Below are 15,057 nucleotides of genomic sequence, written 5' to 3' on the forward strand. Positions count from 1 at the left end.
CGCCGGTCCTCAGGGCGACAGCATTTCCAGCTCCGAGGCGATGTTGTAGCGGGCCGTCGCCTCCCACCGGTCCTGTCCGTACGGGGTGTGGAACAGCCGGGGCAGGCCGAGGAGTTCGCGCAGGATCGCGGAGCGGCCCGCGCGGAAGGCGTCGCCCGGGACGAAGCCGTACTCCTCGCGGACGGCGGCGGTGTAGGCGGCGTACGCGGACGGAGGCGCCGCGAGGATCGCGAGATCGGCGTCGCACAGCACCTGGCCGTCGCGGTCGTCGTCGGCCGGGTCGTGGGTGACGGTGAGCCGGACCAGCCGGGCGACCTCGGCCGTCCGGTCCTCGGCGACCCCGGCCTCGGGCAGGGCGCGTTCGGCGAGACGGGCGGAGCGCTCCTCGTTCTCGGAGCGGTCGGGCAGATAGACGGCGTCGTGGAACCAGGCGGCCAGCCGCACCACGTCCGGATCGTCCGCGTACTGCTGCAGGACGTCGACGTGGTCGAGGACCGCGGTGAGATGCGCGAGCGTGTGATACCGGCGCTGCGGCTCCTGCCAGCGGGCGAGCAGGTTCTCGGCGTACGGGGCGGGGTCGGGGCCGCCGGCCGGTCCCCGGGCTCCGTCGAGGGCCCGGGTCCAGCGTGCGCGCAGGGCTTCGAGATCGGCCATGCCGCCATTGTCCTCGTGGTGCCCCGGTCGTTCGACCGGGGCCTCAGGCGGCGAGGTCCGTCTTGGGAACCGCTCGGGACCGCAGCGTGCGGAAGACGACGTCCAGGGCGTCGATCTCGTCGTCGGTGAAGTGGTTGTCGATGACTCCGCGGCTTCTGAAGAAGCCGTTCTCGTACAGGTCGCGGATGCCGATGAGGCCGTTGGCCGCGACGTACCGGACCATCAGGCCGACGAGATCGATCTGGCCGGCGGAGAGGTCGCGGCCGGCGACGAAGCCGGAGAAGGCCGTCTGCGCGGCCGCCTTGTCCAGGCCGCCGACACCGCGCAGGAACACCCCGAGTCCGCCCTCGGCGGCCCGCTTCTGCTCCAGGTCCTCGGCGGAGGCGACGCCCTCGGCGAGGAAGATCCCTTCCAGCACGGCCAGGTCCTCGGCGGTGATCTGCTCGTTCTCGCGCAGTTTGCGGACGGCCTCCTGTTCGCGGTGGTTCTGGAGGTAGGCACGGGCCTTCTGCTTGAAGCGCTCCTCGTCCGTGCCGACGGGGAGCCCCTTCAACTCGACCTCCGAGAGCGTCCCGTGGTCCTCCGCTATGTCGGTGTAGACGATCTTCCGGACGGACGGTGCCTCGATCAGATGGGCCAGACCGCGCAGCCGGCGGCGCACATGCTCCAGCATCGGGACGGTGATGTCCTGCCACCACGCGTCCTCGGTGAGGGACTCCAGCAGGACGGACTCGTCCCGGACGGCGGGAATCATGGTCCTCTTGCCGAGGAGGTCCTCGGCGATCTCCCGCAGCTGTCCGCGCAGACGGGCGTACTCCGAGCCGCCCTCCAGGGCCGCGAGCTGGAGACGGTAGGCGAGAAGGTCGAAGCGCTTGGCGTCCTCGCCCTGGTCCTCGCCCTCGGGCCGGTAGTCGGACGGCAGTCCGAGAACATGCTCGCTCAGCGCGTGGGCCGCGTCGTCGTCGATGCGGTGCCAGGCGGTGAAGTCACCGCCGAACAGCTCGACATGACGGCGGTGCGGCCGTACGAGGAAATTGTCGAGGTTCATGCCCCGCACGGTCTCGTGGAGCCGGTGTGCCGCCGCCCAGCGCAGTGTCGCCTCGGTGTCGAACGTGTCCGGACCGCCGTCCTGCGCCGGATCGGGAGCCTGGCGGCGGTCCAGTGTCCGGATGAGGTCGAGCCGGCGCCGCAGGAGCTTCTCGGTGAGCGTCGGCGCCTGCCGGGCCGGGGCGCGGTCGAGTTCCTGGTTGAAGAACTCGGCGTTGCCGCAGAGGTCGAAGACGTGGAAACCGTCCTTGTCACGGCCGGGCCCCTGGATGTTCTCGCGCAGACGGGTGCCGCGGCCGATCATCTGCCAGAACTTGGTCCGCGAGTACACCGGCTTGAACAGGACGAGGTTCAGCACCTCGGGCACGTCGATACCGGTGTCCAGCATGTCGACGGAGATGGCGATGTCCGGGGCCTTGGCCGGGTCGGAGAAGTCGTCGATGAGCTGCTGGGGGTTCTTCTCCTGGTAGGTGATGACCCGGGCGTCGTTCCCCGCGCCCTGCGGGTAGTGGAGGTGGTAGCACTCCTCGATGAAGAGGGCGTGCTTGTTGTTCTTGGCGAAGACGATCGTCTTGCCGAGCCGGTCCCCGCCCTCGACGCGCAGTCCGTGCCGCATCAGGACCTCAAGCGCCTTTTCCACGGTCGGAGCGTTGAACAGGAAGCGGTTGACCTCGTCCGCGGAGACCGTGTCCGGGACCTGACCGTCCTCGGTCCACTCCAGGTTGTCCCAGGCCTCCTTCTGCTCCTCGGTGAGGTCGTCGTAGCGGAAGCCGCGCCGCAGGGAGTCGAAGGGGACGTCGACGACGTTGGGCTTCACCAGGAAGCCCTCGGCGGCGGCCTGGTCCAGGCTGTAGGAGTCGGTGGGGACCCCGTCCTCCAGCTGGAACAGCCGGTAGGTGTTGTGGTCGACGTCGTCCTTGGGAGTGGCCGTCAGTCCCAGCAGGAGGCCGTCGAAGTACTCGAAGAGTTCCCCGTACTTGTTGTAGACCGAGCGATGGGCCTCGTCGATGACGACCAGATCGAAGAAGCCCGGCCCGAAGCGGCGCCGGCCGTCGTCCGTGACCTCGTCGACCAGGTTCATCATCTTCGGGTACGTCGAGACGTACACATGGCCTTCGGTCTTCCTCTCGGTGAGGAGGTTGACCGTCACGCTGTTCGGCAGGTGCTCCTTGAACGCGCGCACGGCCTGGTTGACGAGCGCCTGGCGGTCGGCCAGGAAGAGGATGCGCCGCGCCCAGCCCGCCCGCTGCAACAGCTCGGTGAACGCGACCGTGGTACGGGTCTTGCCGGTGCCGGTCGCCATTACGAGCAGGGCGCGGCGGCGGTGCTCCTTCTCGAAGCTCTCGCCGACGCGCTGGATGGCGTGCAGCTGGTAAGGGCGGCCCGCGATGCCCTGGTTGACGTTGGACGACTTCAGGGCGAGCCGGCCGGCCCGCTGGCGGATCAGCCAGTGCAACTCGTCCTTGGTGCGGAAGCCCTGGACCCGGCGGGGCGGATAGCCGTTGCCCTCGTCCCACAGGTGGGTCTCGTAGCCGTTGGTGTAGAAGATCACCGGCCGCTGGTGGTACGCGGCTTCGAGCGCGTCGGCGTAGAGCTTGGCCTGCTGTCGGCCGGCGCGCGCGTCGACGCGGGTTCGTTTGGCTTCGACAACGGCCAGGGGCCGGTCGTCGTCGCCCCACAGGACGTAGTCCGCAAAGCCCTTGCCGGACGTGCTGATCACCCCGGGCTCGCCCTCGACCGGGAACTCCCGGTCGCGGTCCTCGGCGAGATCCCAGCCCGCCTCCTTGAGGAGGAGGTCGATGAACAGGTCCCGGGTGGCGGCCTCGTCGTAGTCGTGGGTGTCCGGGCGGTCCTCGTTGGCCTTGCGGAGCGCGGTCGCCCGGGCGCGCAGCTCCGCCACCTCGGCGGCGAGCCGGGCGCCCTTCGCGCGCTCCGCGGTCAGCTCCTCGGCCTGCGCGTCCCAGCGGGCCTGGTCCTCCTCCGCCTGCTTCTTCAGCTCGGCCTGACGCCGCAGCCGGACCTCGGCGGGGACGGGACGCGGAATGCGCCGGTTGTCGAACTGAACGCCGGGGGCGGGGGCCGCGGCCGGATCGGGCGCGTAGGTGCGGGCGAACCAGTAGAAGACGTGGAACAACTCGGCGACCGTCCGCACCGCGTCCCTGGCCTGGACGGGGGCGGGGCGGTGCACGGCGTAGTTGCCCTGGCGCCGGACGAGATCCATCTTCGCGCTGAGCGCCGGCCCGACCAGATTCCGCATGCTCGGCTCGTTGAGCATCGCGCTCAGGTCGTTGCGGTACGGGGGCCGCAGCGCCGAGTCGTGGTCGTACATCCAGTGCACGGCGAGTTCGAGAACCCGGCGGGCGTAGAAGCAGGACGTGCGGGGGTCGGCGTGGGCGAGCCGCTCGGCACGGACGGCTTCGTCATGGAGAGCGGGCCACTCGGCGCGCAGGAAGTGGAAGTTGCTCCGGGGCTGCCCGACGGCGTGCGCGGCCGCGATGTCCCGGGCGTCCTTCGCTCCGTGTGCCTCCGGTGCGTTGCCCTGCCCCTGGCTGCCCGTGTGTCGCTCTGTGCCCATGACGGAACAGATCCCCCTCCCCAGTGGTGCTGTGTGCGGTGCCGCGCGGCCCGTCAGGGTCTACGCGGCGGGTTCATGCTTCCAGAGGGTGCCGGCGAAGGCACGCGGCTGGATCGAGGCGAAGAGTTCGTCGAGGGAGCCCAGTTGGGCTTGGTGTGCGGCCTTCGCCCGGTCGATCTCATCGAGGCGGCGCTCGAAGGCCTGCTGTTCTGTGAGCGGCGGCAGGAGCACGGGGACCTTCGCCAGGTTCTCCTGGCTGATGCCGGTGATGGTCGCCCCGGTGACCCGAGGGAAGACGTACGCGGCGCGCACCCGCTGATGGGACAGATAGGCGTACAGATACCGCGTGGTGAGCAGGTCGGGCGCGGGTGTGACGCGGATCAGCGACGACTCGAAGATGAGCGGCTCGGCCGACTCGGTGACCCGGCAGGGTTTGGCGGACCCTTCGTAGTTGAGCGAGCGGCGGGCCACCAGGAGGTCGTGCCCGGTCAGCGCGTACTTGGCGGTGTCCTTCTCCTGGCACGCCACCCGCTTCAGCCCCTCGGCGCTGACGGTGCCGTAGAACGCGTCGCTCATGTGCACCATGGCCACGCCGTCCTCGGCATACGCCTCGGCCGGGAAGTAGGCGCCGTTCTGCAGGCGCCTGGACACGGCGTCCTCCAGGGGGACCCTGGGGAACCGCGGGGCGGGGGAGGCCGGGTCCCCGAACATGTCGAGGAAGAGGGACTCCGCGAGGTCGTCGAGGAGGGCCATCGCCTGGCGGCGCTTCTCGCGCAGCTCCTCCACCTGCTCCAGCACGGCGACGACGCGGCGCTGCTCGGGCAGCGGCGGCACGTTCAGCTCGATGTCCCGGAGCGTCTTGACGGAGAGGTGCTTGACCGTCGCGAAGGGGGTGGCGTCCTCGATGCGCTTGAGCACCGGGGGCAGGAAATGGGCCAGATAGGCCAGGTCGATGTCCTCGGACAGCGGCCGCGGACTGCACACCCGCTGATTGAGGACGGCCCGGCCGCCGCGCCACCGGGAGAGGGCGAACTCGCCGTCCATCCCGATGACGTAGTCGCCGTCGGAGATCACGTATTTGGGGTCGTAGGTCCCGCTGTAGTACGTCCGTGAGCGCCCGGGCTTCACATCACGGATCCGGATCACCGGGATGCCGTCCCCGTCCGTGTTGAACTGGCCGGACTTGAAGGCGAATCCGGACAGGAAGTCCACGCAGTCGCCGAGCCGGACGGTCCGCGCCCCGCTCATGCCAGCATCTCCTTCAGCTTGGCGGTGCCCGCGTCGATCTCCTTGTTGAGCCGTTCGAGGTCGGCGAGGATCTCCAGCGGGGACCGGGTGACGACCTCTTCGTGGACGACCTCCTTGTAGCGGTTGAGGGAGAGGTCGTAGCCCTGGGCGGCGATGTCGGCCTTGGGGACGCGGAAGCTCTGGTCGGTGCGGGCGCGGTCGCGTTCGCCGGTGGTGCGGCGCTTCCAGCGGGCCAGGACGTCGGGGAGGTTGTTCTTGGCGTGTTCCTCGGCCGTGAGGCCGGTGGCGCGGGCGCCGAGACGGTCCTCCGGCAGGAGGGGTGTGCGCTTGTCGTCGAGGCTGAAGCCGTCGGCGCGGACGTCGTAGAACCAGACGTCGTCGGTGCCGCCGGAGTCCGTCTTGGTGAAGAAGAGGATGGCGGTGGAGACGCCCGCGTAGGGCTTGAAGACGCCGGACGGGAGCTTGATCACCGCGTCGAGTTTCTGCTCCTCGACCAGCATGCGGCGCAGTTCCTTGTGCGCTTTGGTCGAGCCGAAGAGGACGCCGTCGGGGACGATGACGGCGGCGCGGCCGCCGGGCTTGAGCAGTTTGAGGAAGAGGGCGAGGAAGAGGAGCTCGGTCTTCTTGGTCTTGACGAGTTTCAGCAGGTCCGAGGAGGTCGTCTCGTAGTCGAGGCTGCCGGCGAAGGGCGGGTTCGCCAGGATCAGGGAGTAGCGGTCGGTCTCCTCGCCCGCGCTCTGGGAGAGCGAGTCGCGGTAGCGGATGTCGGGGGCGGCGACGTCGTGCATCAGCATGTTCATCGAGCCGATGCGCAGCATGGTGGAGTCGAAGTCGAATCCGTGGAACATGCTGTTGTTGAAGTGGTGCTGGTTGTCGGCCTCGAACAGGTCGTCCTGGTGGACGCGTTGGACGTAGTCGGAGGCGTTGACCAGGAAGCCGGCCGTGCCGCAGGCGGGGTCGCAGATCTCGTCGCGGGGGTGGGGCTCGGTCATCTCGACCATCAGCTGGATGATGTGCCGGGGGGTACGGAACTGTCCGTTCTGTCCGGCGGTGGCGATCTTGCCGAGCATGTACTCGTACAGGTCGCCGTTGGTGTCCTTGTCCTGCATCGGGATGCCCTCCAGGAGGAGGACGACCTTGGAGAGCAGGTTGGGGGTCGGGATGGTGAAGCGGGCGTCCTTCATGTGGTGCGAGTACGTCGAGTCCTCGCCGCCCAGGGCGCGCAGATAGGGGAAGACCTTGTCGGCGACCGTGTGGTACATCCGGGCCGGCTCGTCGTCCTTGAAGTTCTGCCAGCGCAGGTCCTGCCGGTCGGGGCCGAAGAAGGGGTCGGCGTCCGGGATGCCGCGGCGGGCCATGCGGTCCTTGACCGTCTGGAGCTCGTCGAGACGGCGGATGAAGAGCAGATAGGTGATCTGTTCCATCACCTCCAGCGGGTTGGAGATCCCGCCCGACCAGAACGCGTCCCAGACGCGGTCCACCTTGCTCTTCAGCTCGCCCGTAATCACACGAAGGATCCTACGGCCCGGCACCGACAGCGACGGCTGGTGCGGAGGAGCCGGGGGCGGGCGCGGGGCGGGCTGTCTCCCCGGTGGTGGGTCCTCGTCGTACCCTTGGATTGGACTAGACCTGTAGTCGCTCCAGGGGAACACCAACGGAAGGGGTCCTATGAGCTCGCGTGCAGTCCTGGAGGTGATCGCCCTCGTCCCCGAGGACGCGGTCGCCGCCCAGGCCGGAGGCGCGGACCGCCTCGAACTGGCCACCGACATGGCCGCCGACGGGCTCACCCCGCCGGTCGCGGCCTTCGCCGGGATCCGCGACGCCGTCGACATCCCGCTGCGCGTGATGCTCCGGAAGCGGGACGGGTTCGCGGCCGGTGACGCCGGGGCGCTCGTCCGTGCCGTGTGCGAGCTGCGCGCGGCCGGTGCCGACGAGTTCGTGTTCGGGTTCCTCGACGAGGACGGCGGGCCCGACCTGGGGTGCGTGGAGCGGCTGCTCGCGGAGCTGGACGGCTGCCGCTGGACCTTCCACCGCGCGATCGACCACGCCGCCGACCGGGACGCCCTGCGCAAGCAGCTCGCCGATCTGCCAGGCCTGGACACCTACCTCACCGCGGGCTCGTCCGACGGTGTGGACGACGGCCTGCCCACCCTCCTCACCGAGGCCGCCCGGCACGGCGAGCCCGGCTACACCCAGCGGCTCATGGTCGGCGGCGGCCTCCGCCTCGACCACGTCCCGCGGCTGCGCGCCGCCGGCGTGGACGCCTTCCACATCGGCGGCGCGGCCCGCCCGGCCGGCTGGACCGGGCCGGTCTCCGCGCAGGCGGTACGGGAGTGGCGCACGGCCCTCGACGGCTGATCTCAGCCGAGTTCGGGCGGCAGCGGGGCCGTGTGGGTCATGATCAGGCCTGAGACGGCACGGGTGAGGGCCACATACAGGCGGCGCAGGCCCGTTCGTTCGTCCGGCTCGCCGTCGACGACCGCCTGCGGCTCGTCGAGGACCACGTAGTCGTACTCCAGGCCCTTCGCGAGGGATGCCGGGACCAGGGTCAGCCGGGTCTCCTCGGTCGTCTCCTCGCCGGGGCCGAGGTAGCCGATGCCCGCGGCGGTGAGCGCCTCGGCGAGCGCGGGGACCCGGGCGTCGGCCGCGATCAGGCCGGTCGAGCCCTCGTGGCGCAGCGACTGCGCGCAGGCGGCCACCACATCGGCGGTGTCCGTGACCGGGCGCACCTCGAAGGACCCCGGGTTCTCCCGGACCGACGCCACCGGCGTGAGCCCGGGCGCGATGTGCGGCAGCAGCCGGGAGGCGTAGGTGATCACGTCCGTCGGCACACGGAAACCGGCCGTCAGTTCCTCGATCAGCGCGTCCTGCTTGCCCAGGTGCGCGAGTGCCTCCTCCCAACTGCGCGTCGCCCAGGGCGTGGTGCCCTGGGCGAGGTCGCCGAGCACGGTCGCCGAACCGGTGGTGCAGCGTCGGCCGACCGCCCGGTACTGCATCGGGGAGAGGTCCTGCGCCTCGTCGAGCACGACATGCCCGAGCGAGTGCGTGCGCTGGACCAGATCGGTGGCCTCGTCGATCAGCACGGCGTCCGCGGGCGACCAGCGGGCGGACTTCACCGAGCGCACCGGCTTCGCCCAGAGGATCTCCTTCTGCTCGTCCTCGTCGAGCAGCCCCGCCGCGTGCTCGGCGAGGAACTCGGCGTCAGTGAGCAGCCGCAGGACCAGCCTGGCCGGGTCGACCGGCGGCCAGATCGCCTTGACCGCCGCCTTCACGGCGGTGTTGCGGGCCACGGCGTCCTGCACACGGTCGTCCGGCGCCTCCCCGGCCCGCTCCATCTGAACCAGCACGGCGTGCGCGATCCGCTGCGGCAGGGCCTCGCGGGCGGCGCCGTAGCGGATGTCCCGGTCGAGCAACTCCCGCACGATCTCCTCCAGTTCGTACGCGGGTACGCGCCAGCGCCGGGAGCCGCGCACCACCACGACGGGCTCGGTGGGCAGCGTCACCTGCGCGCGGACGGCCCGCCGGAGCACTTCCGCCATGCGTGCGTCGCCCTTGACGACGGCGGCGGCCGCCGCGTCCGTCCCCCGGACCTCGACATGCGCCACGAGGTCGTCCACCGTCGCCTGCCTCACCTCCAGCTCGCCGAGCGCGGGCAGCACCTGCTCGATGTAGTGCAGGAAGGACGCGTTCGGTCCGATGACGAGGGTGCCGGTGCGGGCGAGCCGCTCGCGGTGGGCGTAGAGGAGATAGGCGACCCGGTGCAGGCCGACGGCCGTCTTCCCGGTGCCGGGGCCGCCCTGCACGCAGACCGTGCCCGACAGCCCGGACCGCACGATCTCGTCCTGCTCGGGCTGGATCGTGGCCACGATGTCGCGCATCGGGCCGACGCGCGGGCGCTCGATCTCCTGCTGGAGCAGCTTGCCTACGGCGGCGGTCTCGGCGGGGTCGGACAGGTGCTCGTCCTCGTACGCGGTCAGGCCGCCGCCGGTGTAGCCGAAGCGACGGCGCAGCCCGATGTCCATCGGGTCCTTCTTGGATGCCCGGTAGAACGGCTGGGAGACGGGCGCGCGCCAGTCGATCACCATCGGGTCGCCGTCGGCGTCGTGCACATGCCGACGCCCGATGTAGAACCGCTCGCCCTCGGCCCCCTCCGCCTGGTCGGCCCCGGGAGCGTGCAGATAGTCGAGGCGGCCGAAGAACAGAGGGGTGTGGCTGAGGTCGGCGAGGGCCTTGATGCGCTCGTCGATCTGACGGGCGAGCACCGCGGCGTTGACCCAGTTCGCGGTGACATCGCTGATGTCGAGGTTCTCCGCGTCCTCGCGCATCGCGCGCAGCGCGGCCCGGGAGGCGGCGAGATGGGAGCGTTCGCGAGAGAGGGGGTCGGTGTCGGTGTCGGAGAGGCCGGGGCGGGGGTCGGGGGCTGACGGGGCGGACACGGAAAGCTGCCTCCGGGGCGGTGGCTTCGTCGCGAGGACAGGTGGCGGTGGTGCCGTCCGGTTTCCGTCCGGACGACGGCTCTCCGTGAAGGGAGGCGGGCAAGAGAGGAGATTTTAGGTGACGGAGTCCGCGGCGGCCAACGGATTTTCCGGTGCCGGGGGCCGCGCACGACCGGCGCCCCGGTGACGGACGGCCCGTGTCCCCCTAGGGGCCCCTAGGGGGCGAGGTCCCTCCGGGGTACGACACCGGGCCGCCGGAAGGGGTACGGGAGAGCCGCGCAGGTTACGTCCTTGGTCCGACGCCATTCGGGGCCGGCGGTTCCACCATGGAGACATGAGCGCAGTGAGTTTCACACCCGCCCGGCACGGCCCGCCGACCGGTGCCACCGCCCTTGAGGGCAAGCACCAGCGTCATCGCCTCGGGGACGCTCTGCGCGCCGCCAAGGTGTTCCTGGGTGCCGCGATCGACGTGGTCCTCCTCGGCGAGTACGGGGAAGAGGCGGGCGTCCGCAGCCGCCGGTGACGGCGGCTCGCCGGGCGCTTCCCCACCCGCCCCAGCCGGGCTCGGCCGCCCGGACGCAAGGGCCCCGGCCCGCACCGTGACGGACCGTGTCCCCTCGTACGCCTGCTGTGACCCGCCCTTTCGGGCTTCGGGTCCGTGACCCTCAGCTCTCGGTCAGCAGTTCGTCCGCGTCCATGATCCGGTACGCATAGCCCTGTTCCGCCAGGAAGCGCTGGCGGTGGGCGGCGAAGTCCTGGTCGATGGTGTCGCGGGCGACCACCGAGTAGAAGTGCGCCTGGTGTCCGTCGGCCTTCGGGCGCAGCACCCGGCCCAGCCGCTGGGCCTCCTCCTGCCGCGACCCGAACGTCCCCGACACCTGGATGGCGACCGTCGCCTCCGGCAGGTCGATGGAGAAGTTCGCGACCTTGGAGACGACCAGCACGTTGATCTCGCCCTCGCGGAAGGCGTCGAAGAGCTTCTCGCGCTGAGCGTTGGAGGTCTCGCCCTTGATGACGGGCGCGGCCAGATGCTCGCCCAGCTCGTCCAGCTGGTCGATGTACTGGCCGATGACCAGGATCTGCTGTCCCGCGAAGCGCCGCACCAGCGCCTCCGTCACCTTCCGCTTGGTGTCGGTGGTGGCGCAGAACCGGTACTTCTCCTCGGTCTCGGCCGTGGCGTACGCGAGCCGCTCGGAGTCGGTGAGGTTGACCCGCACCTCCACGCAGTCGGCGGGCGCGATATAGCCCTGGGCCTCGATCTCCTTCCAGGGAGCGTCGAAGCGCTTGGGGCCGATGAGGGAGAACACGTCCGACTCGCGGCCGTCCTCGCGCACCAGCGTCGCGGTCAGTCCGAGCCGCCGGCGCGCCTGGAGGTCCGCCGTGAACTTGAAGACCGGCGCGGGCAGCAGATGCACCTCGTCGTAGACGATGAGTCCCCAGTCGCGGGAGTCGAACAGCTCCAGATGCGGGTAGACACCCTTCCGCTTGGTGGTGAGCACCTGGTACGTGGCGATGGTGACCGGCCGGATCTCCTTGCGCGTACCGGAGTACTCGCCGATCTCGTCCTCGGTGAGCGAGGTCCGCTTCACCAGCTCGTGCTTCCACTGCCGGGCGGAGACGGTGTTGGTGACCAGGATCAGGGTGGTGGCCTTGGCCTGGGCCATGGACCCGGCGCCGACCAGGGTCTTGCCGGCGCCGCAGGGCAGCACGACGACCCCGCTGCCGCCGTGCCAGAAGTTCTCCACGGCCTGCCTCTGGTAGGGCCTGAGCGCCCATCCGTCCTCGGCCAGCTCGATGGGGTGCGCCTCGCCGTCGACGTAGCCCGCGAGGTCCTCGGCGGGCCAGCCCAGCTTGAGCAGCGTCTGCTTGATCTGTCCGCGCTCGGAGGGATGCACGGCGACGGTGTCGTCGTCGATCCGGGTCCCGACCAGCGGGGCGATGCGCTTGGACCGCAGCACCTCCTCCAGGACGGGCCGGTCGGTGCTCGTCAGGACCAGTCCGTGGGCGGGGTGCTTGGTGAGGGTCAGCCGCCCGTACCGGTCCATGGTCTCGGCGATGTCGACGAGCAGGGCGTGCGGCACCGGATAGCGGCTGTACTGCACGAGGGCGTCGACGACCTGCTCGGCGTCGTGCCCGGCGGCCCGGGCGTTCCACAGGCCGAGCGGGGTCACCCGGTAGGTGTGGATGTGCTCGGGCGCCCGCTCCAGCTCGGCGAACGGGGCGATGGCGCGACGGCACTCGTCGGCCTGCTCGTGATCGACTTCGAGAAGCAGGGTCTTGTCGGACTGAACGATGAGCGGACCATTCACGCGCGGCACCCTTTCCGTCTGGCCGATACGTCCGGCCAAACGTCCAGTGTGCCTCATCCGGGGGTGATCACAGCTGGTCGTCCGCCAGCTCGGCCACTCCCGTGACGCGGTGCAGCGGATAGGTGCGGACCTCGTCCGCCGTGTGGTCGTACGCGGTGACGAAGCCGCCCTCGACCCGCAGGGGGGCGATGACGCGCTGGGAGGCGGTGCCCTCGGCGTTGACATAGCCGATCCACAGGGCGGTGCCGGTGAGGACGGCGGCCTGCATGGTGGCGAGGGTCTCGGCGGAGGTGGTGCGCGGCAGGTCGCCGTCGGCGGCGGGCTCCGGGCCGGGCTTGCGGGGTGCCGTCGAGGCCAGGTCGCCGGCCCGGACGGCGCGCAGCGCCGCGGTCAGCAGCGTCGCGTCGGGCGTCGGCGGCCCGTCCGGGACCGGCTCCGGCGCGGTGCGGGGCGGGGTGCGGTGGGCATGGGCCCGGGTGATCAGGACATCGCCCTCCGCGGACTCCGCGGCCGGGGCGAAGCCCATGGCGCGCAGCCCCTCCAGGAGGGTCGCCGGGTCGGCCCCCGCGGCGAGCACCGTCGGGGCCAGCCGGCGCAGGCGCAGCGAGGCGGAGCGCTTGTCGGCGAGGATCTCGTTCAGCGCGCTGTCGTCGTCGCAGCGCACATACGCCGAGGCCGCCCCGACGCGCAGATGCCCGTGCCTGCGCGCCATGTCGTCGATCAGATAGGCGAGCGGCTGTGGCACCGGGGTGCGGGAGTGCGCGGTGAGGAACGCGTGCAGATCGCTCGCGCTGCGCCCCGCGTCCAGGGCGCGGCGCACGGAGGCCGGCGTGAAGCGGTAGACCGTCGCGCCGCCCTTCGACTCGACGTCCGCGAGCACTCCGAGCATGTCGGCCAGCGGCCGCTGAAGCGGGCCGGGGGCCACCGCCGTCAGGTCCGCCTGGAGCAGCACATGATCCAGGGGTTCGGGCAGCAGCGGGGCGAGCAGCGCCGCGGCGCGGTCGGCCGCCGCCGCCCGCTCGGCCGCCGTGAGGGGCTCGCGGAGCGCGGCGCGATGGTGCCGGTGGTGCACCGGGAGCTTGTCGCCGGGGCCCGCCGGCTCGGCGGCGGGCGCGTGCTCCCCGGCCTCCCCGAGCAGCGCGCGGCCGTGGGCGGACAGGGCGCCGCGGCCCGTGACGCCCAGCAGCTCCGCCTCCGACAGCGCCCACTCGGCCAGGCGCCCGCGCAGGTCCTCCGCCGTGGGCTGGCCGCCGCGCAGCGGGCGCTCCCAGCGGAGCCGGGCGAGGACCGAGTCGGGGGCGGCCGCGGCGCCCTCGGGCAGGCCCGCGAGCAGGGTCAGCACCCGGTGGCGGACCTCGGGGGCGGGCGAGCGGTCGAGGCCGGGGCCGAGCGTGGACAGCGCGCGGTCCTTCGCGTCCCGGCCGCCGACCAGGCCCGGGGCGCGGGTCGCCGCCAGCCAGGCCGTGGCCAGCCGGGTCCACCGCTCGGCGGCGGGCAGTTCGAGCCACTCGTCGTACGCCGGGGTGGCCGCGTACCGCTCGTCGGCCTCGCCGTCGGAGGCCAGCAGTCCCGCCGCGTAGGCGAGTTCGACCCAGAAGGCGGCCATGGGCTCGGGCACGTCGAGCGCCACCGCGGTCCGCTTCAGGTCGCGCACGCTCAGGCCGCCCGCACGCAGCACCGCCGGGCCGCCCTCGTCCCAGTCCTTCAGCAGTTCTTCGACGGTCGCGAGCGCGGTGTACGCCTGACCGGCCGCCGTCGCGTCCACCATCTGCGGACGGTGGGTGGCGGCGGTCGCGAGGGCGGGCGGCAGCGGCTCGGTGTGCCGGTGCGCGCGGCCGGACCGCAGATGCAGGGCCGCCTCCCGGGGCAGGACGACGGTCCCGGGGGCGGTCGGCAGCAGCAGCCCGCGGTCGAGCAGCCAGCGCAGCCGTGGCGCGGGATCCGCGGTGACCTGGCCGTACGGCGGCCCCCACACCAGGCGGGTCAGCACCTCAAGGGACTCGGCGGGGGCGGTGGCGAGGAGCGCGGCCATCCGGACGCGGTCGGTGAACAGGGCGCTCAGGGAGTCCGTCGCGGACACGGCGTCATGGGTGCTGGGCAGCCCGGTGGCGGTCAGGATCTGCTGGATCCGGCCCGGGGACATCCCGGAGGCGGCCTCGGCGACGGTCGGCCCGAGACCGGTGGGCGAGGGGTGCTGCGGGGACGGGGAGAGCAGCTCCCGGGCCGTGCGCACCAGGCGCAGGCGGTCGTCGGGTCCCCAGGCGAGGGCCTGTTCGCGCAGGGTGGCGAGGGCGCGGGGGAGGGCCTCGGCGACGAGCGGGTCGGCCTCGGCGCCGCCGTCCGAGGCCATCAGGGCCAGCAGTTCGCCGTACGACGCCGGGTCCGGGGCCACGGCCAGGGCCTCCGCCGTCTGCAGGGCGAACCGGTCGAGGCGCTCCAGCGCGCGCACGACGCTCGCCCGGGTGGCGGCGCGGGTGGCGAGCTGGGTGAGGTCGGTGGGGACGGGGGTGATGAGGTCCGGGCGGGCGCGTAGGAGGGCGGACAGGGAGGCGTCGTCCCGCGCACGCAGGGATTCGGCCAGTGAGCGGGGCGCGACGGCGCCGGTGCCCGCGGCCTCCTTGCGTGAGCGCTGCTCGGGGGTCATCCGGTCAACCGTAGCGGGTGACCCGCGTTCCGGGCCCGTCCGGCACCTGAGGACCGGGGCGACAAGGTCGTCGGGGCCGACGGGAGGCCCGGGCACAGCTCACGGGAAGCTTCCGCCGGGATACGGTACGTACCGACAGCGGCC

General features: G+C 71.8%; 9 protein-coding genes. 2 read left to right on the forward strand and 7 right to left on the reverse strand.

What is annotated here, in order from left to right; translation table 11 throughout:
- Positions 1 to 9: 9 nt before the first annotated feature.
- The 4 genes from AB0L95_RS04420 to AB0L95_RS04435 are packed head-to-tail and all read right to left on the reverse strand — an operon-like array spanning position 10 to position 7,032.
- Complete coding sequence (locus AB0L95_RS04420; RefSeq protein WP_365156754.1) at positions 10 to 654, reverse strand: hypothetical protein; 645 nt, start codon at positions 652 to 654, stop codon at positions 10 to 12.
- Positions 655 to 697: 43 nt separating this feature from the next.
- The gene (locus tag AB0L95_RS04425; RefSeq protein ID WP_365156757.1) at positions 698 to 4,276 is read right to left on the reverse strand and encodes a DEAD/DEAH box helicase family protein; all 3,579 of its coding nucleotides are present in this window, start codon (positions 4,274 to 4,276) and stop codon (positions 698 to 700) included.
- Between the two features lie 60 nt (positions 4,277 to 4,336).
- A complete protein-coding gene (locus AB0L95_RS04430) occupies positions 4,337 to 5,524 on the reverse strand; it encodes a restriction endonuclease subunit S (protein ID WP_365156760.1) in 1,188 nt (395 codons plus the stop codon).
- Positions 5,521 to 7,032 (reverse strand): class I SAM-dependent DNA methyltransferase, encoded by a 1,512-nt coding sequence (locus AB0L95_RS04435; protein ID WP_365156763.1) that lies wholly within the window; start codon positions 7,030 to 7,032, stop codon positions 5,521 to 5,523. Before AB0L95_RS04435 ends, AB0L95_RS04430 begins: the two co-directional genes overlap by 4 nt.
- Before the next feature lie 160 nt (positions 7,033 to 7,192).
- On the opposite strand from AB0L95_RS04435, the gene AB0L95_RS04440 reads away from it, so the two are divergent.
- The gene (locus tag AB0L95_RS04440; protein ID WP_365156767.1) at positions 7,193 to 7,882 is read left to right on the forward strand and encodes a copper homeostasis protein CutC; all 690 of its coding nucleotides are present in this window, start codon (positions 7,193 to 7,195) and stop codon (positions 7,880 to 7,882) included.
- 2 nt (positions 7,883 to 7,884) lie between these two features.
- On the opposite strand, the gene AB0L95_RS04445 is transcribed toward AB0L95_RS04440, so the two are convergent.
- On the reverse strand, positions 7,885 to 9,849 hold the full coding sequence (locus AB0L95_RS04445; RefSeq protein ID WP_365157730.1) for a UvrD-helicase domain-containing protein: 1,965 nt from the start codon (positions 9,847 to 9,849) through the stop codon (positions 7,885 to 7,887).
- 445 nt (positions 9,850 to 10,294) lie between these two features.
- On the opposite strand from AB0L95_RS04445, the gene AB0L95_RS04450 reads away from it, so the two are divergent.
- Positions 10,295 to 10,483: a hypothetical protein gene (locus AB0L95_RS04450; RefSeq protein ID WP_365156770.1), complete on the forward strand. Its 189-nt coding sequence runs from the start codon at positions 10,295 to 10,297 to the stop codon at positions 10,481 to 10,483.
- 142 nt (positions 10,484 to 10,625) lie between these two features.
- Here AB0L95_RS04450 and AB0L95_RS04455 read toward each other — a convergent pair whose 3' ends face one another.
- A complete protein-coding gene (locus AB0L95_RS04455; protein ID WP_365156774.1) occupies positions 10,626 to 12,269 on the reverse strand; it encodes a DNA repair helicase XPB in 1,644 nt (547 codons plus the stop codon).
- A 67-nt stretch (positions 12,270 to 12,336) separates the two neighbouring features.
- On the reverse strand, positions 12,337 to 14,913 hold the full coding sequence (locus tag AB0L95_RS04460) for a helicase-associated domain-containing protein (RefSeq protein WP_365156777.1): 2,577 nt from the start codon (positions 14,911 to 14,913) through the stop codon (positions 12,337 to 12,339).
- Between the last annotated feature and the right edge of the window lie 144 nt (positions 14,914 to 15,057).

Origin of the sequence: Streptomyces sp. NPDC052036 (genome assembly GCF_040680495.1) — a bacterium.
Taxonomy (GTDB): Bacteria; Actinomycetota; Actinomycetes; order Streptomycetales; family Streptomycetaceae; genus Streptomyces.

Coding starts and splice junctions, on each gene's coding strand:
- AB0L95_RS04450 (WP_365156770.1), top strand. CDS start 10,295: ATGAGCGCAGTGAGTTTCACACCCGCCCGGCACGGCCCGCCGACCGGT.
- AB0L95_RS04425 (WP_365156757.1), bottom strand. CDS start 4,276: ATGGGCACAGAGCGACACACGGGCAGCCAGGGGCAGGGCAACGCACCG.
- AB0L95_RS04430 (WP_365156760.1), bottom strand. CDS start 5,524: ATGAGCGGGGCGCGGACCGTCCGGCTCGGCGACTGCGTGGACTTCCTG.
- AB0L95_RS04420 (WP_365156754.1), bottom strand. CDS start 654: ATGGCCGATCTCGAAGCCCTGCGCGCACGCTGGACCCGGGCCCTCGAC.
- AB0L95_RS04440 (WP_365156767.1), top strand. CDS start 7,193: ATGAGCTCGCGTGCAGTCCTGGAGGTGATCGCCCTCGTCCCCGAGGAC.
- AB0L95_RS04445 (WP_365157730.1), bottom strand. CDS start 9,849: ATGCGCGAGGACGCGGAGAACCTCGACATCAGCGATGTCACCGCGAAC.
- AB0L95_RS04460 (WP_365156777.1), bottom strand. CDS start 14,913: ATGACCCCCGAGCAGCGCTCACGCAAGGAGGCCGCGGGCACCGGCGCC.